Source organism: Nonlabens sp. Hel1_33_55, assembly GCF_900101765.1.
In the GTDB taxonomy this organism is placed as follows: Bacteria; Bacteroidota; Bacteroidia; order Flavobacteriales; family Flavobacteriaceae; genus Nonlabens.
Genome location: NZ_LT627735.1, coordinates 70,658 through 93,817, shown reverse-complemented (window position 1 = coordinate 93,817; position 23,160 = coordinate 70,658). Strand labels below are relative to the sequence as shown.

Sequence of the window (23,160 nt, the reverse complement as noted above, 5' to 3'; positions counted from 1 at the left end):
GAACTTGGAACTTGGAACTTGGAACTTGGAACTTGGAACTTTAAGATAAATGTATCATCGCAAACACCGCATAGTTGACCATGTCTTGATAATTCGCATCCAGACCTTCACTCACAAGCGTCTTACCAGCATTGTCTTCAATCTGTTTAACACGTAGAAGTTTTTGTAGAATTAAATCGGTTAGTGAGCTGACGCGCATGTCGCGCCATGCCTCGCCGTAGTCGTGGTTCTTGTCCATCATTAATTGCTTAGTGATCGAGACGTGTTTATCATAGAGTTCTGTGGCTTGTTCTAGATCCAAATCTGGTTGCTCTACTACTCCATTTTCCAATTGGATCAGCGCCATGATGGAGTAATTGATGATGCCTATGAATTCGCTTTCTTGACCTTCATCCACTTTGGATTCGGCTAGGGTTTGTAGGCCGCGAATGCGTTGTGCTTTTATAAAGATCTGATCTGTAAGCGATGGCAATCGCAAGATGCGCCAGGCGCTGCCATAGTCGGCCATTTTCTTTGTGAAAAGATCGCGGCAGGTGGCGATGACTAGATCATATTGCTGGCTGGTGGCACTCATAAAGACTCTGTAATTTGATGTAAATTGAGCCCACAAAATACGATAACCTACACTTATGTCCACGATAAATTGCGCCGGTAAATTGGTTGATCTTTCAAAACCTCACGTGATGGGCATCGTCAACGCCACGCCAGATTCCTTTTACGATGGTGGTGCGTTGGAATCTGATAAGGATGTTCTGAATCAAGTGGAAAAAATGTTGAACGACGGCGCGACCATTATTGATATAGGTGGTTACAGCAGCCGGCCTGATGGCACCGATATTTCGGCAGAAGAAGAGATCCAGCGTGTACTTCCGGTTATTGATTTGGTAAAAAAGAATTTTCCTGATGCGATGATTAGTTGTGACAGCTTTCGCGAAAGCGTGATAAGTCAAGCTTTAAAACATGGAATACACATCGTCAATGACATAAGCGCTGGAAAACTGGATGCCAAGATGCTAGAAACGGTTGGGAACGCTGGTGTTCCCTATATCATGATGCACATGCGAGGCACGCCTCAAACAATGAAGTCGCAAACGGATTACGGAAACTTAATTACTGAAATCAACACCTATTTTGCAGAGCGCCTGCATGCTGCTAGGGCCGCCGGAATCAAGGATGTGATCATCGATCCAGGTTTTGGCTTTGCTAAAACGACCGAGCAGAATTTTGAACTTCTAAAAAAAATGGAGCTACTTCAAATGCTAGACGTACCAATTCTTGCAGGTATATCGCGTAAATCAATGATCTATAAAACACTAGACATCACCGCGGCAGAATCCCTCAATGGAACCAGCGCCTTACACATGACCTGTCTGGAGAAAGGCGCCAAAATCCTGCGCGTTCATGATGTAAAAGAAGCAATGCAAGTGATACAATTGTATCAAGCCATTCAAAATAATTAATCCTATTTTTACGAGGTATGGAGTTACCAGCTTTTAGAATTATCGACCTTGTAGATATCGTGCTATTTGCCGCATTAATTTTCTATTTATATAGGCTGGTCAAAGGAACCGCGGCGATCAATATCTTTATAGGGATCGTGATTATTTATCTCATTTATGAGATCACGCTCTTTCTTAAAATGGAAATGTTGTCTAGAGCATTGGGAGCTTTTACTGGTGCTGGAGTTTTTGCATTAATTGTCGTTTTTCAGCAAGAGTTGCGGCGTTTTCTATTGATGCTGGGTTCTACACAATTCACCTCCAAACGGCGGTTTTTAAGGCAACTACGCTTTTTTAAAGAAGATATTGATACTAATAGTGGTGTTGTTGAAGAAGTGGTGACCGCTTGTAAACGTATGAGTGCGACAAAAACAGGTGCGCTTATCGCCATAAAACGCGATGGCTCCCTTGATTTTCTTAAAAACTCTGGAGACACGATGGATATTGTTGTCAACGCTCCTATCATCCAAAGCATCTTTTATAAAAACAGTACGCTTCACGATGGCGCCATGATTATTGAAGGGAACAAGATCACTGCTACCCGAGTGATATTACCTGTTTCAGATAACAGAAAAATACCTCAGCGTTTTGGGCTTAGACATAGAGCGGCGCTGGGATTGACAGAGCGCAGCAACGCCATGGCGATCATTGTTAGTGAAGAAACTGGTCAAGTGTCTCTCGTGATGGACGGCGCATTTGAAAGCTATGAAGACATGGATGATCTAGCAGATAAAATCAAAACGCATCTAGACTAATGGAGCGTCAATGTAAAAATTGCGGTCACATGCTCTATGCTGGTCATACGCATTGTGCAAGCTGTGGCGCAAAATGGCTAGAAAATAGAATCACAATGCGTCAGGTAGCAGCAGATTTCAGCGATATGTATTTAGGCTTTGACACAAAATTTGTGCACACCTATTACGATCTATTTAAAAAGCCAGAAGCGGTAATCAATGGTTATTTAAACGGTAGGCGAGTTTATTATATGGATGCCGTTAGGTATCTATTACTTGCTCTATTCATAACTGGTATTTATGTATTTGTCATAAAGCAAACCAATGTCATGGATGAATACATGAAAGTTTCAGGTATTCAAGACTCCATAGCATTTTCTAACATGAGTCCAGAACAGATTGAACAGCAAATGGCGTTTAGTTCTGCTTTTATGGATTATCAAGGAATTATTCTTTTATTGACAATTCCTTTACTCGCCATCGCTGGTCGCATCACTTTCTGGGGAAAAAAGCACTTCAATTTTACTGAGCATGTTGTGTTTTTCCTATACACCTATGGCCATATGGTAATAGTAACAACACCTATAAGTATCCTATTAATTTATATATCACCACCGGTATTTTACTACTGGTCATTTATAGGGTATCTGTTTATGTTTCTACACACTGCTTATTGCTATAAAAGGTGCTTCCAATTGGATACTGGCACTATAATATTGAAGTCGATGATCAGCATCATTGTTATGGGTGCATTGATTGTGCTAACTATAATCATCGGAATTATTTTATTTATAACATTCCTTGTTATAGCGGAAAAATCGGGATACGATATCTCCAATTTTTTACCTGCGCAGCCTGCTTAAGCCACTTCTTGCTGTAAAAACTGCACCTCGTATAGTTTCTTGTAGTAACCACCTTCTTTTTGAAGCAACTCGTTATGCGTTCCCATCTCGACAATTTCACCAGCATCCATAACGATAATCTTATCGGCTTTTTTGATGGTGGCAAGTCTGTGTGCGATCACAATGGATGTGCGATCCTTAGTAATAATATCTGTAGCGTCCTGAATCAACTGCTCACTGTAGGCATCAACGCTACTAGTTGCTTCATCCAGCACCAGAATACTAGGATTGGAGACGTAAGCTCTCAAGAATGCGATTAACTGGCGCTGTCCAGAACTAAGCATCACACCGCGTTCCTTGACGTTGTAATGGTAACCTCCAGGCAAGGAATCGATAAATTCATGAACGCCTATTTTCTTGGCCGCAGTAATCACATCTTCTTCGGTGATGCTTTCATCTTTAAGCGTGATGTTATTGAGAATAGTATCTGCAAACAAGAATACGTCTTGCAGCACCACAGCAATTTGGGATCGCAATGATTCTAATTGGTACGCTTTCGCGGAAGCGGAATCCACAATAATCTCTCCTGCATCTATCTCATAGAATCGGGAAAGTAAATTGATAATCGTAGATTTTCCTGCACCGGTAGCACCAACGATGGCAACTGTTTGACCGGCATCTACCTTGAAACTAAGATTTTTGAGCACCAGTTCGTTCTCCACATAACCGAAGTCCACATTCTTGAACTCGATATCGCCTTTCAGGTTTGAAGCGATTTCAGTACCGCTGTCTTCAATTCGTGAATCTGTATCCAAAATCTTAAACACGCGATTTGCGGCTACCATACCCATTTGTAGCGTGTTGAATTTATCAGCAATCTGTCGTAGAGGTCTAAATAGTTTTTGGGAAAGATCGATAAACATCACAATGGTACCTATCTGCACCGCGCTAACCGAATCAGTCCCCAAATTCATAATCACGCCTATATAGACAATTAGTCCTATCACGATACTGGAGGACATCTCTGCAATTGGGAAAAAGATACTATTGTACCATACTGTCTTGACCCAGGCGACACGGTGTTTGTCGTTGATCTCTTTAAACTGTTGGTATTCTACTTTCTCGCGATTAAAAATCTGAACGATCTTCATGCCTGTCACTCGTTCCTGTACAAAAGAATTGAGGTTGCTCACTTGATTACGCACTTCTTCAAAGGCTACTTTCATCGCCTTTTGGAAGACTCTGGTAGCATATAAAATAAACGGCATAACGATGAGTGCTATGAGTGTCAGTTGCCAGCTTTGATAGGCCATAAAACCTAACACTACAATCATTTTAAGCAAGTCAGAAATGATTACAAACAACCCTTCCGAAAAAATACTAGCGATAGTTTCTATATCACTTACCGCTCTGGTAACCAATTTACCAACCGCACTGGTATCAAAATATTTCATTTTGAAACCCATCATATGGTCAAAGAGTTTGGTCCTCAAATCTCTGATCACCTGTTGTCCCAACCAGTTGGCATAGTAAATAAAACTGAGCTGTAGCAGAACATCTGCCACCAACACTCCAATCATCATAACGATAATACCTGTAAAGCCACCGTATTCAAACCCAAGAATCGTATTATTCCCATTAAAGTCCTGCGGAATGATATGATTATCGATAGCAAGCTTTATCAGGTATGGCATACCAATAGCCACAATAGCAATCAATATAGCACTTAGAGCTACAAAGTAATAAGTGCCTTTATAGGGTTTAGTATAGGAAAGAAGTCGCTTAAAAAGCGAAAGGTCAAATGCGTTACCTGTAGATGATGCCATAATTATTTAAGCAAATGTGCGATACAATCCCGCAATTCTTGTTCCTTTTGTGTTCCTATTACGTATTCCTTTGAGTCGGTTTTAATGTGTAAACCTTTGGAGCCTCTTACATTATAGACAGTTCCATAACCGGTCCATATTCTAATGCCCCAACCACCTACAAATCCATAATCAATAACCTCTGCTATTTGGAGCTCGGTCCATTTCCATTCTCTTTTTATAAAAGGGAAGAAATGGATCTTTATATTTTCCTCGGTAATCGTGGTAGTCAGCTTAAATAATGCGAGTGATCCAAATATTGCCGCCGTTACAGCGATACTCAAAATCATATCAGTTATGGTGAGTTTTTCTCGAAGGGATATAATCGCCACAGCAACCGAAATAAAAACAATTCCCAAAATCAACCACAACCACCATTGATTGAATCGCTGTTCTTCCTGAAAAAGTATTTTATTCATTGATCCAAATTTCGTCGGGATATCTTACTCGTGTTAGATACAATCCTTGAGCCGGTGCGCTAGCGCCAGCTTCACCTCGGTCCTTTGAAGCGATGATGCGATGCATATCTTCAACTTCTAATTTCCCATAGCCGACTTGCAATAAAGTACCGACCACTGCTCTGACCATATTTCGAAGAAAACGATTAGCAGTGATGTGAAAAATCAACTCAAAATCTTTGTGTTCAAAACGGGCCTCGCTAACGTCACAAAGATAGGTCTTAACGTCTGTGTTTGTTCTGGAGAAACATTCGAAATCTGTATACTCTAATAGGATATCTGCAGCCTGCTGCATATGTTCTATATCTGGAATTCTATATAAAACATACGTCGACCGATTTTTAAAGGCATCTGGTCGCAGATTGAATCTGTACTCATAGGATCGATGCGTCGCACTAAATCTAGCATGCGCCTTATCAGTTACTTTTTTAATCTCAAATATGCTAATATCCTTTGCTATCCAGCGATTCAATCGATACGCCAGTTGAATGGTATCAATTTCATCTTCATAATCGAAATGAGCAAACATTTGGGCGGCATGCACTCCAGCATCAGTCCTGCCTGCGCCGGTCACATACATTTTAGTATGCAACATTTTAGACAAACCATCTTCCAAAACTTCTTGAACGCTAATACTTTGCGGCTGCCGTTGCCAGCCATGGTAGACCGTACCATCATAAGCTAATTCGATAAAATAGCGCTGTTTTTGCATGGCCGCAAAGGTAGTGGTTATGAACCTGAACTAGAATTCGAACTTTGGATTAGAAACTTAAAGTAAACGTATAAATTCGGACTTTCAGAGAACCGAAAGTAGATACTAGAGCTTTTGAACCTTACTAAACAAAGCAGTATCGAACTGCAGTCGAGATACAGTTATTCATTTGAGGCATTGCTCTAAGAAATTAAAGACCAAAGCTTTTTCGACCTGACCATGCAAACCAGTATCGAGCGGCAGTCGAGATATGGTTGTTTTCTACAAATCAAATTTTTGAAAACCTCGCTTTTCAGATTGGAACTTGGAACTTGGAACTTAAAGTTCATGTTTAATCAAATCGCCATCCTAACTTTGAACCATGAAGATTTTACTCCTATCAGACACGCACAGTCATTATGATGCATTCATGGAAAAGTATATCCTACAGGCAGATGAGGTCTGGCATGCTGGTGATATAGGCAACCTAGAAGTGACAGATAAGATAGCAGCCCTCAAACCCTTAAGAGCTGTATACGGTAATATCGATGATGATAAGGCTAGACTTCAGTATCCATTGAACAATCGGTTTGATTGTGAGGGAATGGATATCTGGATCACACACATAGGCGGTTATCCTGGACGTTATAATCCTAATATTAGAGCCGAAATCTATTCCAACCCGCCAGATGTTTTTATCTGTGGCCACAGCCACATTTTAAAAGTGATGAATGATAAAAAGATCAATTGCCTGCACATGAATCCAGGAGCCATAGGTATTCATGGATTTCATAAAAAACGAACCATGCTGCGCTTTGAGATCAACCACGGGAAGATTTCAAATCTTGAGGTTGTGGAGAAAGATCGGTAAGATGATATTTGAGATTAAAGCATAAAAAAGCTGGAATTGAGCTTCCAGCTTTTTACCACCAACCTGATCAAGAAAATTCCCCCAAAGATTCTTGAATCGCGTTGGTTCTTTAAACCTAACTCAAACTCATAAATCTTTGAAAGCCATTACATATGCGTACCCTGATTTTGGATAACTGTCATTGCTCCAGATGAAGTATTACTGTAGTTCCTGTAGCTGTATAATTGACCTGTAGCGCTTTTGATGGGTCGTAACCTAAAAACGATAATCGTTCCTCGATGAGGTGCGTGCCTTTTGAGATATGGCGCTTCTTTTTGTCCAGACTTGCGCTGCCTATGCCATTATCACTTATCGTGCAGCGGTAAATACTGTCATCAACTTTGAAGAATGAAATTTCAAGTTTTGGATTGGTTATTCGTGAAGGAAAAGCGTGGATAAACGCATTCTCTACGAATGGTTGCAGGATCATGGTAGGTATTCTGGTTTGTATTTGAGAAAGCTCTGGGTCAATGCTAAATTCTACCTGGACACGATCTCCAAAACGCGCGTTCTCCAGCGCGATGTATTTTTTTAAATAATCAATTTCTTCCTCAAGAGTCAAGAATTGTTGCTCTGCGTTATTAAGATTGGCTCGCATCAGGTCAGAAAATGTGCCTAAGTATTCCATGGCTTTATCATTCTCGTCGTTACTAATAAAATACTGCACCGAGTTTAAAGAATTAAAAATAAAATGTGGATTCATTTGCGACAGCAAGGCTTCCAACTTGACTTCTTCAATGCGCTTAGTGATCGCTTCTTGTTCTAGTGATTTTGATTGAGCACGTTTTCGCTTTAAGCGAAAATAAACTATCAATAATCCCATTGCTCCTAAAAACATCAATGCTAAAAACCAAAAGCTCTTGTAGAAAGGTGTCGCGATATGAAAATGAAGTACCTGTTGGTCAAACTTAAACCCGGTGGAAAAATCTGTCACTTGAATATCCAGCTGATAGCTGCCAGAATCCAAAAAAGGTAAATTCAAACTGGCGCCTTCCATGGATGTCCATTCATTAGTTGGATCGATACGATAGCTGTAATTGAGTTTTTGAGGATATGGATGCCTGTTAGTCTTTACCTTGATGGTTAGAGAGTTCTCATCATATGCTAGATTCAAATCTTTAGAACCCTCAAAGACTCTTTCAACTCCATTGACATCGATGGATTGGACTTCAATAGTTTTAATCCTATTTGATTGCTGCAAAATATCAGCCAGTTGTATTTGATAACTACCTCCTTCACTAGCCAGGAAAAGAATGTCATCGCTTACATAGCCATTATTAATTTTATTATCGATGCCTTGTTCTGAATCTAAAAATATTTCGCGACCATCCCTATTGAGAATAATCCCTTTAGGAGTTCCGATAATCAGAAGGTCATTATAGGACGTTAAAAACGTAATTGTACTACCATGATCTACAGTACGTGCTAGAGGTTGTACTTTAAAATTATCTGCATCGTCAATGATGAAGACGTCACCATCTTCGTTAGAAATCGCCAGCTGATTGTTGCCCAATGACGTTATGAATCGCAAACGCTTTTCAGTCCATATATCATTTTCTAAAAAAGACTTGAAAGTTCCACCTTCCAAAACGTATAATCCATTGAAAATGGAAGTTAGATATGTCTTATCACCTTGTTGCAAACTACCCACCACAAAACGCGGATTCTGCTCGTCCTGAGTTTCATCATAATAGGTATACGTTAGTGGGTTAAATGACTGATAGACCCGAGTGCCGTGGTAAAAATTGGGCTCTAGCAACTTATCATTTGCGGTAAAATTAAATTCTAAAGCATGTACAGGAATATATTCAATCAGCTCGCCATTTTGATCAAAATGGTAGATCCCAATAGAGGTGTTTAACCAGAATGTTTCGTTTCTGCTTTTGACACTGTAAAAAACTATGTTATCGGCCGTTGTTTGATAGTCCAGCTCGTAAAAATCATCCTCGTATTTAGGTAAATTATTGGAATTTGAGTTCAGATAATTTACTTGCCATTGCTTGAATTTTGTGGCGTTGATTTGCCTCTTGTTTATTTCAACGCCATCATTAAATAAAGTAGCCATGATATCACCACTACTTGAGAAATCGAGCACTGCATAGTGAGTAGATGGATAAAATTGTGCATTTTGATCTAACCTGATCTCGTAAAACCCATTATCAAGCGTCCCACCGTATAATAGATCAAAGTCACTATCATATTCAAGACTGGTTACCTGTGTGCTCTCAATGCCAAAATCGCTATTACGCAGCTCCATTCCATCTGCTGTTAATTGGTAGATACCACCATCATTGGAATATATTCCCCAAGCTGCTGTAAATAGATCGTCACCTACGATTTGATAATCCCACAGTATAGATTTTCCTTTAGGCTTGCTGTTGCGCAGTACCGCTAGATTCTCAAAGCTTTCCTTAGGGACGGTTTTAAAATATTCCTTACCACTTAAATAAACTGAATCCTCAACCACATGTGCTGCATACAAGTATTTCTCTGCCCAAATTTTTTCCAACTTCATCTCTTTACCAGACGACACTATTTTATAAATACCGCTAGCGTAACTAATCACATATAAAGTGCCGTCGATCTCGATAAAATCCTTTACAAGAAATTGGGAGCCTACGCTAAGACTTGAGTTTAAGGTGTTGACCTTATTGGTGTTTTCAAGATCAATCGTAGATATGCCATCGTTTGTCCCTACGAACAAGGTGTTTGTGTGTATACTTAGTTTTGTGATTTCAAGGTTTGGTAGATCTAAGTTTTTAGGAAATACCTGCAATTGATTCTCCTTGAAAATAGATAGCCCATTTCCGTAACTACCTATCCAGATTTGACCAGTAGAATCTTCTATAATGGCCCATACATTATTTTGGGAAAGTCCATCCTCTTTGAAATAGGTAGTAATTTGATCATTGAATTTGCGCACAAGACCATTATCTGTGCCTATCCATAGAGCACCATCGCTAGCTTTGAACAAAGTTCTAACGGTATTGTTGGGCAAAATATCCCGATCTGTATAATGGGTAGAAGGAAATTGCTGTGCAGTGCTTAGAAAACCTAACAGCAACCAAAATAACAGGTTATGCCATCTCACTAATGCGGCTTTTGAAAAATGTAAGTTTACGCTCCGCGACTTTTAGTTCAGTACCGTTTGTCATTACCAACTCCTTGTCTGCATTGACAAAAGAGCTCACCTCATTGAGGTTGACGATAAAGGAATTATGAATTCTACAAAACGATTTTTCTGGAAGACAATCCTCAATGAATTTCATGGAGCTGGTTACCACTTTAAAGGATTGGTCCTTCATGTAGATTTTGCAATAATTCCCAGCGGCCTCGATATATAATATGTTCTTGAAAACCACCACATCAAAGCCAGATGACGTATTGAAGACCACACGTTCCTTCTCGCTCTTGCTGTCCAGATAATCTGTCAACACATCAAACTTTTCAAGAACCGCATGTTTGTTTTCACGAGTATTTTTGAATCGTTTGATAGCCTGTTCCACTTTGTTTTGATTGAGAGGTTTAAGCAGGTAATGCAACGCGCTGCATTCAAAAGCTTTAATGGCAAATCGATCATATGCGGTTACAAAAATGACTTCAAAATTGATCTCATTGAAGTATTTGAAAAGCATAAAACCATCTTCTTCAGGCATCTGAATATCAAGAAAAACAAGATCTACCTTATTGTTCTTTATTGATTGAACGCCTTCCTTAACTGAGCCACAGCTGTCAATTACCGCAAGCTGCTCACCTAATTCTTTAGCCAGAAGATTTGCAAGAAATAGTCGCGCGTTCAACTCATCATCAATGATTACCACATTTATCATGCACTAAATGTAGGAAAAACATTTGGTAGGTGTAAGAGATCTATTGAAGTGGATATAGATTTTACTGGAGTTCGCTTTCGCGAAAGCGAGAACATAACACACTATAAAACAAAAAACCCGCAGGGTGGCGCCCTGCAGGTTTTCACACTAATAGTACTAAGATTCTCGTGTTTATCGTAGTCGATCCACAGATTTTACGAGTTGTTCATCCTTTCTTATAGCCCTATTTGCAAGGACCAGTAAAACGATAGATAGGATAGGAATGAACATCCCAATGCCTTTCTCTGCAACCGCCGTCGCTCCAGACATCGTTAGGGCTCGATATACGAAAACTCCTAGTAGAATGAGGTTTAATAATATGTTCAAACGGTTGATCACCGTCTGTAATTTTCTATTCCTGTATAAAAATATGGCAATGATCGATAGCAGTGTGCTAAGGGCAAAGGCTCCAAAATAAGCATTTTCATCCATCGCCACAACCTCATTTCCATCACCGTCAACCCATAGACTAACAAGCCACACCAGTCCACCACTACAGGCAGCGGCTAGTATCAACCAGATGGTTTGTATTCTTTGGATCATTCTGTAAAAGCTTAAATTTTCTTTAAAGCTGGACAAAAATACAGTTTACGAGCAAAAAACAAGGGTTGGTAAACTTTTTTTAGCTTATCATTGTAAGACAATACGGTTAACCATCTCTTAATAGGTTAACTAGAGGTTGAAAATTTTTCTGATAAATTTCAATCTCATTTATTCCTCAAGAAAATTTACATACACTTTTCCATAATTACATGTTTCAAATAGCTGATTTAAAATCAAAGAAACTTCCTGAACTACAGGAAATTGCTCAAGGATTGAACGTCCCAAAATTCCGCACGATGCGCAAATTGGACCTAGTCTATAAAATCCTAGACCTACAAGCCGCTAATCCAGATGTGGTAAAAAAATTAGATGCTGACGATAACTCATCTGCAGATTCTCAAAAGCAGGATGCGCCGCAAGATCGCAAGCCTAAGCCAGCACCTAAAAAGCGTGAGCCTAGAGCAAAAAAGCCCAATCCTAGAAATCAAAAAGATGACAAGGACACTAATGACAAATCATCTGATCAAAAGGATACCGATTCTAACGATGACAAGTCAAACAATAAGCCTAACACACGTCAGGTAAAAAGTAAGGACTCTACCAACAAGCCGAATCCTAGACAAAAAAATCAACGCGACAACAAAAGTTCTGATAATAAGAATGATAAAAACGGTAATGACAACCGTAATGATAATCGTCGCGACAATAAGAACGATAAAGACGGTAATGATAACCGCAACGACAACCGTCGTAATGATTCTAATGATAAGGATGGTAATGATAATCGCAATCCACGCCAGAAGAATCAACGCAGCAATAATCAAAACAACGTTCCTAAAGGGAATAAAGATACCCGCAACCGCTACCGCGATCCTGAATTTGAATTTGACGGGATTATCGAGAGCGAAGGCGTTCTAGATATGATGCCTGACGGTTATGGGTTCCTACGCAGTAGTGACTACAATTACCTCGCATCTCCAGATGATATTTATGTATCTCAATCTCAAGTAAGATTATTTGGGTTGAAAACAGGTGATACTGTTTTAGGAATGGTACGTCCACCTAAAGAAGGTGAAAAATATTTCCCACTGATCAAGATCTCACAAATCAACGGTCTTGACCCAAGTGTGGTTCGTGATCGTGTATCATTTGAGCACTTGACACCATTGTTCCCAGATGAAAAATTCAACCTTGCAGACAGACGTGCGAGCGTCTCTACCAGGGTGATGGATCTTTTTGCTCCAATCGGTAAAGGACAACGTGGTATGATCGTAGCACAGCCCAAAACTGGTAAAACGATGTTATTGAAAGACATCGCAAATGCCATTGCTGCCAACCATCCAGAGGTTTATCAACTAATTTTATTGATTGATGAACGTCCAGAAGAGGTGACTGATATGCAACGTCACGTTGATGGTGAAGTGATCGCTTCCACATTTGATAAAGAGGCTCATGATCACGTACGTGTGGCAAATATCGTTTTAGAGAAAGCAAAACGAATGGTAGAATGTGGTCACGATGTCGTGATCCTACTTGATTCCATAACAAGACTTGCGAGAGCTTATAACACGGTACAACCTGCAAGTGGTAAAGTACTTTCTGGTGGTGTGGATGCAAATGCGTTACATAAACCGAAAAGATTCTTTGGAGCAGCACGTAATATTGAAGGTGGTGGATCACTTTCCATCATTGCAACGGCATTGACTGAGACTGGTTCTAAAATGGACGAGGTCATCTTTGAAGAATTTAAGGGAACTGGTAACATGGAGCTGCAACTGGATCGTAATATTTCGAACCGTCGCATCTTCCCAGCTATCGACCTTACCTCATCTTCTACACGTCGCGATGACTTGCTACTTGACAAAGACACGGTACAACGCATGTGGATCATGAGAAAATATCTAGCAGATATGAATCCTGTAGAAGCCATGGAATTCATGTCACAGCGCATCAAGCAAACTCGTAATAATGAAGAGTTTCTTGCAACGATGAACGACTAAAATATTTTTAATCTATAAACTAAGCCTCACTTTTTTGTGGGGCTTTTTTACGTTCTCGCTTTCGCGAAAGCGCACTCTCTAATAGGTTTATTTGTATAATTCATAATTAAGGATAAAAGTCCAAACTGCCAGTTTTGTGTGAATCGTGCTTCGTGCAACTTATTTCAAAATTTACCTAGGTATCTACATAATCTGGCAAAAGTTTCTGCGTTGTTGCTTCAACGACCCTACTAAACCCTAAAGTAACCATCATGAAAAATCTCATTATTCCAGCGCTATGTTTTTGCGCCATAGGATTTGCTCAAGAACAAGAATCTTCACCAAATCCCATCGATGATCAGTTTGAAAATCTGATCTCAAATTCCAATAATTTTCAGGAATACAAAGTTGTCAAGGAAACTGATCTTGACAAATTAAAAGAAAATACAGCCACCTATATATTGCAGTTAGACAATCAAATAGCTAGTCTTGAAGCAAGTGTGGCTGCAGAAAAGCAAGCGCAAAAACCATTGCAGGACGAACTCACAGCGGCAAATGCGAATGTTGCAGAGCTCGATGCTCAAAAAGATTCTATAGCCGTTCTGGGACTGGCACTAGACAAGAATGTGTATAGCATCATTGTGTGGTCAATAGTTGGTCTGCTAGCAATTGCACTTATTTCGGTCATATTACAATATCGTAAAAGCAATGCTGTGACCCAGCAAGCAAGAGCCGAGCTCGATACCGCCGAAAAGGAACTGGAAGAACTGCGACGCAAATCAATTGAAGAAAAGCAACGTCTAGGGAGACAGCTACAGGATGAACGCAATAAACTTTCCCGGTTGAGAACAGCTAATTAGAATAGCTACTACTTAAAACTTGAAAAGTTCCAATTGATATAATCAATTGGAACTTTTTACATTATAAAATAAAAAAGCTTCTCGTGATGAGAAGCTTCTTTAAATGTCTTAAAACTATAATCTAGATAGAAGCAACATGCTTAGCTAACTTTGATTTCAAGTTACTTGCCTTATTCCAGTGAATAACGTTCTTCTTTGCTAATTTATCGATCATTGAAGTTACCTCAACAAACAACTTTTCAGCTGCAGACTTGTCTTCAGTTTCTTTCAATTTCTTGATAGCATTACGAGTAGTCTTGTGCTGGTACTTGTTACGTACACGTGCAGCCTCATTTCTACGAATTCTCTTTAAAGCACTTTTGTGATTTGCCATATCTTTTTAAACTAGGTTTCTCAAGAAACCGATTATGTTATTGTAGCCCGTAGGGGAATCGAACCCCTCTTACATGGATGAAAACCATGCGTCCTAGCCGATAGACGAACGGGCCATTAATTTTGCTCGTTAAGCGGATGCAAAAATAAACACTTTTTTTAATCCTGCAAACCTCTGGGAAAATTTTCTTCGATTAATATGCCTTTGCAAAAAGAACGCGCTGGGTTGATGGGTTTCCAGTTAGAACACACTTGCCTTCTTCCTGTTTAGCATCCATTGGAATACAACGTATGGTGGCCTTTGTGTATTCCTTGATTCTGTCTTCAGTTTCTGCGGTACCGTCCCAGTGTGCTGATATAAATCCGCCTTTGTTTTTAAGTATTTTTTTGAACTCTGGAAAAGTCTCTACCTCAGTGATGTGATCCTCACGATAAGAATGAGCCTTATTAAATAACTCTTGCTGTATAACTTCCAACAACTCTTTGATATGATTCTCCAAACCTTCTAGCGACACAGACTCTTTAGTGAGGGTATCACGTCTAGCCAGTTCTACGGTACCATTTGCAAGGTCCCTTGCTCCTATAGCAATACGCAAAGGAACACCTTGTAACTCATGCTGAGCAAATTTAGCACCTGGCCTGAAGGTATCTCTATCATCATACTTAACAGTAACTCCTAGAACTCTCAAGCGCTTCATGATTCCTTGTACCGTTTCTGAAAGTTCTTCCAGCTGTTCAGTGCCTTTATAAATAGGAACTATTACAACTTGATTAGGAGCTAGATTAGGAGGCAATACTAATCCTTGATCATCACTATGCGTCATGATAAGCGCACCCATCAATCTCGTAGAAACGCCCCAAGAAGTAGCCCATACATATTCTTGAGTGCCTTCACTGTTAGCAAATTTTACATCAAACGCCTTAGCAAAATTCTGCCCTAAAAAGTGACTTGTTCCTGCCTGCAAAGCTTTGCCATCTTGCATCAAGGCTTCAATACAGTAGGTTTCATCTGCACCAGCAAATCGCTCGCTTTCTGTTTTAGTTCCTTTGATAACTGGAATCGCCATGAAGTTCTCTACGAATTCTGCATAGACATCATTCATCAATTCTGCTTCCGTTAGTGCTTCAGCTTTAGTGGCATGAGCCGTATGTCCTTCCTGCCAGAGAAATTCTGCAGTTCTTAGGAACAATCTAGTCCTCATTTCCCATCGCACGACATTTGCCCATTGATTGATTAACAATGGTAAATCCCTATAGGATTGAATCCATCCTTTATAAGTACTCCAGATAATGGCTTCGCTTGTAGGCCTTACGACCAACTCTTCTTCAAGTTTGGCTTCTGGATCTACTCTTAATTTGCCTGGATTATCTGGATCATTTTGCAATCTATAATGAGTAACAACAGCACATTCCTTTGCAAAACCTTCTGCATTTTTCTCTTCGGCTTCAAAGAGACTTTTAGGTACAAATAGAGGGAAATAAGCATTTTGATGACCTGTTTCTTTGAACATGCGATCAAGTTCTGCCTGCATTTTTTCCCAAATAGCATATCCGTAAGGCTTAATCACCATACATCCACGAACAGCACTATTTTGTGCAAGGTCAGCTTTCACAACCAACTCGTTATACCACTTGGAATAGTCCTCTGATCTACTTGTTAGGTTTTTACTCATATAAGGGATTTGGCACAAAACTTGTACCTTGATTAGTGTTCTGTTAAAAGCTTTTAGCTGGCTGCAAAACTACTTATTTTTATCAAATGCTCTTTAAAATTTACACCATGAAAACATATACTAACTTAAGAAATTCAATACCCAAGCTATTTGGTCTGGGTCTGATGGTCGCATTTTTGACCTCATGTGGTTCCTATGTGGAATCTTCATATAATGATGGTATTTATGATGAAACTGTAGTTAATCAGCGAGAAGAAGTTCCAGCTGATTACTATCAAGAAAATTCTTCTAATTATTACGAGCAATTATTTGCGATAGAAGCTGCGCCTTATGGTGAAAATTCAGAAAGCGAAATTTTTACAGATGTAGAAAATTATAACGGTGAGAATTATGATCAAGATGGAGGTCAATATGCAATCAACTATAACACGCAACCTGCTTGGGGAACTAACCCATCAGAAACTATTATAAATTATTACGGAAATCCTGGATTCGGTTATGGGTTTGGATACCCATTTGGATTTGGATATGGTTTCAATAATTTTGGATATGGTGGCTTTTACGGATACAATAATTTTGGTTATGGGTTTGGCAATAGATTTGGATTCGGTTTTGGTAACAGATTTGGATTCGGTTATCCTTATGGCTTTGCTGGTAATTGGGGATATGGTGGATACTATACTCCTTTTTTCAGTAGGTATAACTTCGGTGGAGATTTAAATGGTTATTACTATGGAAGTGGTGCTTACTATGGTAACAGAAATAATTATGCCTACGGCAATAGATATAGAAGCACAAATAGTAGAAGTGTAAGTCGTCCGGCCTCAAGAATTAATAATTCTAGAACAGTAACTTCACGTAGGTCTTCAGTGCCTACCAACGGCACCACTAGAAGAAGTAGTACGACTCGCAGTAGTTACCCTACGACTACAAGAAGATCAACTTCTACAACGAGATCTAGTTACCCTACCAGATCATCTTCTTCAACTCGCAGCACTCCTACAAGATCTTCTCGTCCAACGACTACGACAAGATCATCTATGCCCACTAGAAGTAGTTCTAGTTCTAGATCAACTGGTAGTAGCAGTAGATCATCAGGAAGTAGATCATCAGGAAGCAGATCTTCAGGAGGAAGATCAAGTGGAGGCAGATCAGGTGGTAGAGGATAAATTTTAATAATACTATGAAAAATTATATTATCATATTAAGCGCACTTTTAACGGGTGCGCTTTTTTGCGAAGCACAAACTGTAAATGATGGACTTCTATATGGTCAACAAGATGACTTATATGGAACCGCTAGATATAGAGCATTGAGTGGAGCCTTCGGTGCGCTAGGTGGTGATCTGACCGCAATGGGGCAAAATCCAGCTGGTTCTGCGATCTTTAGTAATCATTACGCTTCATTTTCACTTGGATACACAAAAGAGAATAATACTGGAAACTATTTTGGTAGTGGTATTGATTCAGACGATAGCGATTTTAATTTTAATCAGTTTGGTGGTGTTCTTGTGTTCAAAAGCACTCAAGATAATTTGTTATCAAAGTTTGCTGTAGGCCTCAACTATGATACCACCAGGCTATATGATGATAACACCATATTTGCAGGAACCTCTGATACATCTGTATCCCAATATTTTTTAAATAACGCTAACGGTTTCACGTTAGATAACTTTACAGTCATGAATGGTGAAACAATTTCTGGACTGTATCAATTTTTAGGTGAGCAAGTAGGTTTTGATGCACAGCAAGGGTTTTTAGGATATGAATCTTTTGTAATTGACGCGGTAGACAATAATGATCCCAATAACGTTCAATATATTTCAAATACTGGTACGGGAACATTTACTCAATCTAATCAAATCCAAAGCTCAGGAACGCAAGGAAAGACATCATTCAATATTGCAGGTCAGTTTGCAGATAAGTGGAGTATTGGACTTAATCTTAATGGCCATTTTATTGATTATAGCCGTTTTACAAGTTTTAGAGAAGTTAACAGCAATGCAGACGCTATTACTACAGATGTCCAGTTAGACAACCGCTTAGACGTTGAAGGAACTGGATTTTCTTTCCAGTTAGGAGCCATAGGAAATCTAACTGAGTCCTTGAGGATTGGTGCAACTTATGAATCACCTACCTGGTATAATATTGATGAAACCTTAACTCAGGAAATATTTACCACAAGGATCGAAAACGGGACATTTGAACCTGCTAATGTTAGACCTAACGTGATCAATATTTATCCAACCTACGATCTAAGATCACCGGGCAGTCTGACTGGTAGCATTGCTTATATATTTGGCACCTCCGGATTAATAAGCTTTGATTATTCCACTAAAGACTATTCCCAGCTAGAATTTGAACCCAATGTTGACCAAAATTTTGACAATAACAATGCTTTCATAAACGAAAATCTTCAACGTGCTAATACCATAAGGTTAGGTGGTGAATATCGTGTTGATCGATTAACGCTACGTGGTGGATATCGTATGGTAGAATCGCCTTATGAGGATAAATCCATTGCAGATGATCTTACAGGTTTTAGTTTAGGATTGGGTTATAATTGGGGTAATACTACACTCGATCTATCCTATGATTATTCAGAGAGAAGCTACAGTCAGCAATTGTTTGAAACTGGTCTCACTAACCGAGGTCTAATCAGTAATGAAACTAACAATGTCATATTGAGTTTAGGCTTTAATTTTTAAATAGAGGTTGATGATATTATCGCTTTCGCGAAAGCGAAATAATTATACATCTCATGAACACAAAAGGCATCTCTATGGTGCCTTTATCTTTTTAGGGAAAAATGCCCGTTAGCTGTTCCAGTTGTTCCATCATATTCATACTCTAACTTGAACCAATAATCAGAACTAGGTAAAAGTTCGCCTTGATAGGTTCCATCCCAACCAGATCCTGTTGGATTTAGCTCTTTGAGCAGTTTACCAAAGCGGTCAAAAATATAGATATTCAATATAGGCAGCCTATCGCCGGCAGCAACATTCCAGGTGTCATTAAAGCCATCAAAGTTGGGTGTGAAAAATTTAGGATAACCGTAAACAAATATTTGGGTCGACACGCTACCACAACCGTTGCGCTCTGCAATGGTGATAATGTGAACGCCTGGCGATATATTGTCAAAAGTATTGCTATCCTGATAAAGACCGTCATCCAACTGAAACCAATAATCATCTGGACCATCAGCCTGCACAACTACTTGCTGATTCAAAGCAAAAGGTTCACTCGTGATATCTATGGCAAAGGTATCAGGCGCACCTGCTAGTCTGACAAGCGTACTATCTGTAACCGAACATCCCGTGGTACTGTTAATGGCGGTCACTTCATAGTTTCCTTGTTGCTCAGTGATAAGGGTCGCATCATTTTCTGTAGGTATTATTTGACCCTCAAAACGCCATTCAAAATCAAAATCTGCATTGCTCAAACCAGTATCTAGGACTGCGGGTCCATCCACAAGATCGCCTTGTGGATCGCGACACAGCACTATTTCTTCTACCAATTGTGGTACCGGTAATTCACCAAATCTCAAATCTATGCTAGTAGTATCAAAGCAACCCGTATTGGTATTCTCCAATCTAGCAAACAAGGTTATGTCACCAGTAAATGTGAAGTTTTTGTTGATAGCTGCATTTCCGCTAGAAGCGTTTGCTTGAGTTTCATAGTATGTGACGCTGGTATTGGATTGTCCATCTTGGATCTCTGCATCACTATTTGCGAGATTATAGGTAGCAGTCCCATCGCCAGAATCACACAGCTCAACAGTCATAGGTATCGCAGCCACTGGCGGCAAAACGGTTTCAATGTTAAAACTAGATGTGGTAAAACAACCTGTCGCTGTAAATTCTGACCTGTAAAAAATATTCTCTAAACCACTGCTGCTATAAGCTTCGCCATCTAAAGGCATAGTTCCAGATAGGGCATTTGCTTGGGAATTATAATAAGCTACACTAACACCAGACTGACCATTACGTATTTGATCCAGCCTGTCATTAAGCCTAAAAACTTCCGTCCCATCGGTATTGACATCACAGGCCTGTAGTATGGGTACTGAAGTAATATTTGGAACCGGGTTGATCCTGATTTCAAAAGTTGTTGTGGAAAAACAACTGGTCGTTAGATCTCTTACTCGCACATAAATAATATCAGAGGCTACATTGCTGGTATAAGGTGAAGTGATTGGGTTGATTGATGAGTTAGCATCTGCTTGGGATAAGTAATAGGTTATCTCAAAGTCTGCTGGACTCAAACCGTTCAAAATGGTAGTATCATTTGAAGTCAAATCAAAAACTTCAACTCCATCACCAGATGGATCGTCGCAAGCAATCAAAGCATTAGCTTGTTGAAGTTGCGGTAATGGATCCACTATTAAGTCAAAGGTCGTTGTTTCAAAACACTCGTTATTGAACCGGCTATCAATACGTGCAGTGATTGTTTGCGGGTTGCCCGTATTTTGAAAACTCGCTTTATTGATAGGATTTTGTCTTTGAATGGCATCGTTAGACGAGCGATAATATGTGACTTCAAAATCGGCAGTATCTTGATTCAGCAGTATTTCTGAATCTCGAGTCTGTAATTGAAAGGTCGCTAGGCCATCATTTGAAGCGTCGTCACAAACGCGGTACGTGTCCACTGGATTCGCAACAGGGTTTCCACCAACGGTCAACGTAAATTCACCAGTGTCAAAACATGTGTTGTCAATGTTATTCTCTACACGAACGTAAATAGCTTGAATCGGAGAGTTCTCGTTCATGTAATTTGCCTCATTTGTGATGGCATTAGTATCATTTTGAGCATCTGCCTGAGTTCGATGATACGTTACGGTAACTTCTGCAGAAGATTGCGTACCCAAGATCACAGCAGTTTGAGCCGATAAATCAAAGAGCTCAATCCCATCATTTGATGCATCGTCGCAGGTGGCAAGATCTGCTGGATCTGTATAAATAGCTTGATTAATAGAGACCAAAAAATCTCTCACAGTAGAACAGCCTGTTGCTGCATTAGTTATAGATGTGAATATCGTTTCAGCTACATTTTGAGCTGGAAATTGATTGGGATTTGAAATAGGATTGGTTAGACTTTGTGCGTCAATGAGTTGACGATAGTAGGCCACTTGAAAATCTGCTGCATTTTGACCTGCTAGCATGATTGACGTATTTTGAGTTAAATCAATAGTTGTAGTATTTCCAAAGTTATCGCAAACCATCAAATCACTAGGTTCAATTGGTGTGGGCAAAGGATTCACTTCTATGCAAACTTCTTGTGTGTAAACACACCCAAAGCTATCCTCGAACTCATAGGTATAGCATTTAGTTCCCGCTACATCCGGTTGGACCGTAATTTCATTACCATTGGTCGCTGTTATGGTTGGATCTGGCTGCCATCCTTCACGTACAGAGTCAGGCTCAAAAGATAAATCACTAGGCAAAAGAGCTGGATCAAAGTTCAATCCCCATTCAAATATGTAGCCGTTGTCCAATAAAACATTATCAGTTACACTCAAACACCACCTACCATTCAAACTAGAACCTATAAAATTTGAAAAAGGATCTGATGGCATATAGCTTCCTGCTGGTAATGAAGATCCTTGTTGAAGGGCCGCGATCTCATTTTGAAAAATTCCTGTAGCTGGAGCATCTTCTCTAATTATATATTCAAAACCTACTCCAGGAGGGTTTGCAGCGGGATTATTAGGTTGAGTAGATGAATCGTTTCTATTTGAATTTCCCAATCGACGATCACTACCGGTCATACCTGCGCGTAATATTTCTACGGAAGTCCCGTTAGGAGCAGTTAAAATAATATCCAGATCATTTGTCCATGTATGCTCAATATTAATGAACATAGATATAAGATTGGAAGCATTAGTAAACGTAGTACCTGGACTAAATCCTTCTACGTCAATACACGTTTGATAACTCACACCATCTCCATCTGGTAAAAAGGTTGTCCCAGAAATTGGTGGTGCAGGAGTTACTAAAAACTCAACCGTTTCAACCGCTCCAGTCAAGGTGGTAGTTTCCCCTAAACATATTTCTTGATCTTGCGAAGCCGTCCCAGTAAAATCGGGATCATTTGAAACTTGAATTACAAGATCTATTAACTCCCTATCGGTACAACCTGTATTATCAGTCGCTATAAACCTAGCTTGATAGGAACCTGCATCACTAAAAGTCTCATTTTGCGATTGACCAGGATTCAATCCACGACCGTTGTCAAAATCCCATTGATAGGTAGCACCAGTACCATCATCACTAAAGGTAGCTTGCCCATCGAATTGAACCGTATCACCTTGACATATCCTCAAGATACCATCAGCATCAATTGGAGGAACTGTTGATATGGAAGTTGTAATAGTTTGACATGGGTTAAAACAAGAACGTCTCGCTAGCCATCCAGCTCTATTATCGGTTGCATTACTTGTAAAAGTAAAAGTCAAACATCCTGTAGGATTACCTGAGCTTGCTGAGACTACTGCCGAAGGTATTGAAGCGTTTGAAAATGTAGTTATCAAGGGAGAAGAAGTAGAGTCTCCGTCATATGCTCTTAACAAATCATTGGGACCAAGCTGTATGGAAGTGAAATCAAAAACCATCCTATCCGTTTCAATAACTGGACAAAATGTGATTTGACCATTCTCACTCGAACTATAAGAACTAGACTGGCCGCCACTGTCTGTAAAAATATCAGACCCACAACCTACAAATCTGAAGTTCCCACCAGTGCCTCTAGGCATTTCTATCACCTCTTGTCCCATTATTAGACAAGAAAAGAAAAGCGAGAATATTAATAGTAAATAGTGCTTCATAAAAATCTAGTGGTAGAATTTTTCTTACGGTAAATATCGTGAT

The 23,160-nt window shown here is 39.6% G+C and carries 18 protein-coding genes and 1 tRNA gene; 8 read left to right on the top strand and 11 right to left on the bottom strand.

What is annotated here, in order from left to right; translation table 11 throughout:
- Positions 1-40 precede the first annotated feature (40 nt).
- The gene (locus BLO34_RS00365) at positions 41-574 is read right to left on the bottom strand and encodes a DUF1599 domain-containing protein (protein ID WP_090751576.1); all 534 of its coding nucleotides are present in this window, start codon (positions 572-574) and stop codon (positions 41-43) included.
- Positions 575-629: 55 nt separating this feature from the next.
- Between BLO34_RS00365 and folP the strand changes: the two genes are divergently transcribed.
- Genes folP through BLO34_RS00350 form a run of 3 tightly spaced genes read left to right on the top strand, consistent with a single transcriptional unit; the run spans position 630 to position 3,096 of the window.
- Positions 630-1,460 (top strand): dihydropteroate synthase, encoded by an 831-nt coding sequence (folP, locus tag BLO34_RS00360; RefSeq protein WP_090751574.1) that lies wholly within the window; start codon positions 630-632, stop codon positions 1,458-1,460.
- Positions 1,461-1,477: 17 nt separating this feature from the next.
- On the top strand, positions 1,478-2,254 hold the full coding sequence (gene cdaA / locus BLO34_RS00355) for a diadenylate cyclase CdaA (RefSeq protein ID WP_090751572.1): 777 nt from the start codon (positions 1,478-1,480) through the stop codon (positions 2,252-2,254).
- A 29-nt stretch (positions 2,255-2,283) separates the two neighbouring features.
- Entirely contained in the window at positions 2,284-3,096 is an 813-nt protein-coding gene (locus BLO34_RS00350; protein ID WP_231959525.1) for a DUF3667 domain-containing protein, read from the top strand.
- Here the strand turns inward: BLO34_RS00350 and BLO34_RS00345 are convergent.
- The 3 genes from BLO34_RS00345 to truA are packed head-to-tail and all read right to left on the bottom strand — an operon-like array spanning position 3,093 to position 6,110.
- The gene (locus BLO34_RS00345; RefSeq protein ID WP_090751568.1) at positions 3,093-4,901 is read right to left on the bottom strand and encodes an ABC transporter ATP-binding protein; all 1,809 of its coding nucleotides are present in this window, start codon (positions 4,899-4,901) and stop codon (positions 3,093-3,095) included. The genes BLO34_RS00350 and BLO34_RS00345 overlap by 4 nt on opposite strands.
- Positions 4,902-4,903: 2 nt before the next feature.
- Positions 4,904-5,359, bottom strand: a complete 456-nt coding sequence (locus tag BLO34_RS00340) for a hypothetical protein (protein ID WP_090751566.1) — start codon at positions 5,357-5,359, stop codon at positions 4,904-4,906.
- Complete coding sequence (gene truA, locus BLO34_RS00335; protein ID WP_090751564.1) at positions 5,352-6,110, bottom strand: tRNA pseudouridine(38-40) synthase TruA; 759 nt, start codon at positions 6,108-6,110, stop codon at positions 5,352-5,354. Before truA ends, BLO34_RS00340 begins: the two co-directional genes overlap by 8 nt.
- A 361-nt stretch (positions 6,111-6,471) precedes the next feature.
- Here truA and BLO34_RS00330 point away from each other — a divergent pair, with 361 nt between their 5' ends.
- Complete coding sequence (locus BLO34_RS00330) at positions 6,472-6,960, top strand: metallophosphoesterase family protein (RefSeq protein WP_090751562.1); 489 nt, start codon at positions 6,472-6,474, stop codon at positions 6,958-6,960.
- 178 nt (positions 6,961-7,138) lie between these two features.
- Here the strand turns inward: BLO34_RS00330 and BLO34_RS00325 are convergent, their stop codons facing one another.
- The 3 genes from BLO34_RS00325 to BLO34_RS00315 all read right to left on the bottom strand — a co-directional run bounded on the left by BLO34_RS00325 (position 7,139) and on the right by BLO34_RS00315 (position 11,411).
- On the bottom strand, positions 7,139-10,090 hold the full coding sequence (locus BLO34_RS00325; RefSeq protein WP_090751561.1) for a histidine kinase: 2,952 nt from the start codon (positions 10,088-10,090) through the stop codon (positions 7,139-7,141).
- Positions 10,077-10,829: a LytR/AlgR family response regulator transcription factor gene (locus BLO34_RS00320; RefSeq protein ID WP_090751559.1), complete on the bottom strand. Its 753-nt coding sequence runs from the start codon at positions 10,827-10,829 to the stop codon at positions 10,077-10,079. The genes BLO34_RS00325 and BLO34_RS00320 overlap by 14 nt, the downstream gene beginning before the upstream one ends.
- Before the next feature lie 171 nt (positions 10,830-11,000).
- A complete protein-coding gene (locus tag BLO34_RS00315; protein WP_090751557.1) occupies positions 11,001-11,411 on the bottom strand; it encodes a DUF4293 domain-containing protein in 411 nt (136 codons plus the stop codon).
- A gap of 209 nt (positions 11,412-11,620) precedes the next feature.
- Between BLO34_RS00315 and rho the strand changes: the two genes are divergently transcribed.
- Positions 11,621-13,411: a transcription termination factor Rho gene (gene rho, locus BLO34_RS00310; protein WP_090751555.1), complete on the top strand. Its 1,791-nt coding sequence runs from the start codon at positions 11,621-11,623 to the stop codon at positions 13,409-13,411.
- Between the two features lie 251 nt (positions 13,412-13,662).
- Positions 13,663-14,250 (top strand): hypothetical protein, encoded by a 588-nt coding sequence (locus BLO34_RS00305; RefSeq protein ID WP_090751553.1) that lies wholly within the window; start codon positions 13,663-13,665, stop codon positions 14,248-14,250.
- A gap of 121 nt (positions 14,251-14,371) precedes the next feature.
- Here the strand turns inward: BLO34_RS00305 and rpsT are convergent, their stop codons facing one another.
- The 3 genes from rpsT to proS form a co-directional block, all read right to left on the bottom strand.
- Positions 14,372-14,623: a 30S ribosomal protein S20 gene (rpsT, locus tag BLO34_RS00300; protein WP_055413545.1), complete on the bottom strand. Its 252-nt coding sequence runs from the start codon at positions 14,621-14,623 to the stop codon at positions 14,372-14,374.
- Between the two features lie 43 nt (positions 14,624-14,666).
- Positions 14,667-14,738: transfer RNA gene (locus BLO34_RS00295), tRNA-Glu, on the bottom strand.
- 78 nt (positions 14,739-14,816) lie between these two features.
- Positions 14,817-16,295: a proline--tRNA ligase gene (gene proS, locus BLO34_RS00290; protein ID WP_090751551.1), complete on the bottom strand. Its 1,479-nt coding sequence runs from the start codon at positions 16,293-16,295 to the stop codon at positions 14,817-14,819.
- 107 nt (positions 16,296-16,402) lie between these two features.
- Here proS and BLO34_RS00285 point away from each other — a divergent pair, with 107 nt between their 5' ends.
- Both BLO34_RS00285 and BLO34_RS00280 read left to right on the top strand, forming a co-directional pair.
- Complete coding sequence (locus BLO34_RS00285) at positions 16,403-17,464, top strand: hypothetical protein (RefSeq protein ID WP_090751549.1); 1,062 nt, start codon at positions 16,403-16,405, stop codon at positions 17,462-17,464.
- Positions 17,465-17,478: 14 nt separating this feature from the next.
- Positions 17,479-19,002 carry an OmpP1/FadL family transporter gene (locus BLO34_RS00280; protein ID WP_090751547.1) on the top strand — a complete coding sequence of 508 codons (1,524 nt, stop codon included), beginning with the start codon at positions 17,479-17,481 and terminating at the stop codon, positions 19,000-19,002.
- Positions 19,003-19,085: 83 nt separating this feature from the next.
- On the opposite strand, the gene BLO34_RS00275 is transcribed toward BLO34_RS00280, so the two are convergent.
- Entirely contained in the window at positions 19,086-23,117 is a 4,032-nt protein-coding gene (locus BLO34_RS00275) for a T9SS type B sorting domain-containing protein (RefSeq protein ID WP_090751545.1), read from the bottom strand.
- Between the last annotated feature and the right edge of the window lie 43 nt (positions 23,118-23,160).

Bases quoted from the DNA above. Each gene is read 5' to 3' on its own strand.
- BLO34_RS00365 (WP_090751576.1), bottom strand. From the start codon at position 574: ATGAGTGCCACCAGCCAGCAATATGATCTAGTCATCGCCACCTGCCGC.
- folP (WP_090751574.1), top strand. From the start codon at position 630: ATGTCCACGATAAATTGCGCCGGTAAATTGGTTGATCTTTCAAAACCT.
- cdaA (WP_090751572.1), top strand. From the start codon at position 1,478: ATGGAGTTACCAGCTTTTAGAATTATCGACCTTGTAGATATCGTGCTA.
- BLO34_RS00350 (WP_231959525.1), top strand. From the start codon at position 2,284: ATGCTCTATGCTGGTCATACGCATTGTGCAAGCTGTGGCGCAAAATGG.
- BLO34_RS00345 (WP_090751568.1), bottom strand. From the start codon at position 4,901: ATGGCATCATCTACAGGTAACGCATTTGACCTTTCGCTTTTTAAGCGA.
- BLO34_RS00340 (WP_090751566.1), bottom strand. From the start codon at position 5,359: ATGAATAAAATACTTTTTCAGGAAGAACAGCGATTCAATCAATGGTGG.
- truA (WP_090751564.1), bottom strand. From the start codon at position 6,110: ATGCAAAAACAGCGCTATTTTATCGAATTAGCTTATGATGGTACGGTC.
- BLO34_RS00330 (WP_090751562.1), top strand. From the start codon at position 6,472: ATGAAGATTTTACTCCTATCAGACACGCACAGTCATTATGATGCATTC.
- BLO34_RS00320 (WP_090751559.1), bottom strand. From the start codon at position 10,829: ATGATAAATGTGGTAATCATTGATGATGAGTTGAACGCGCGACTATTT.
- BLO34_RS00315 (WP_090751557.1), bottom strand. From the start codon at position 11,411: ATGATCCAAAGAATACAAACCATCTGGTTGATACTAGCCGCTGCCTGT.
- rho (WP_090751555.1), top strand. From the start codon at position 11,621: ATGTTTCAAATAGCTGATTTAAAATCAAAGAAACTTCCTGAACTACAG.
- BLO34_RS00305 (WP_090751553.1), top strand. From the start codon at position 13,663: ATGAAAAATCTCATTATTCCAGCGCTATGTTTTTGCGCCATAGGATTT.
- rpsT (WP_055413545.1), bottom strand. From the start codon at position 14,623: ATGGCAAATCACAAAAGTGCTTTAAAGAGAATTCGTAGAAATGAGGCT.
- proS (WP_090751551.1), bottom strand. From the start codon at position 16,295: ATGAGTAAAAACCTAACAAGTAGATCAGAGGACTATTCCAAGTGGTAT.
- BLO34_RS00285 (WP_090751549.1), top strand. From the start codon at position 16,403: ATGAAAACATATACTAACTTAAGAAATTCAATACCCAAGCTATTTGGT.
- BLO34_RS00280 (WP_090751547.1), top strand. From the start codon at position 17,479: ATGAAAAATTATATTATCATATTAAGCGCACTTTTAACGGGTGCGCTT.
- BLO34_RS00275 (WP_090751545.1), bottom strand. From the start codon at position 23,117: ATGAAGCACTATTTACTATTAATATTCTCGCTTTTCTTTTCTTGTCTA.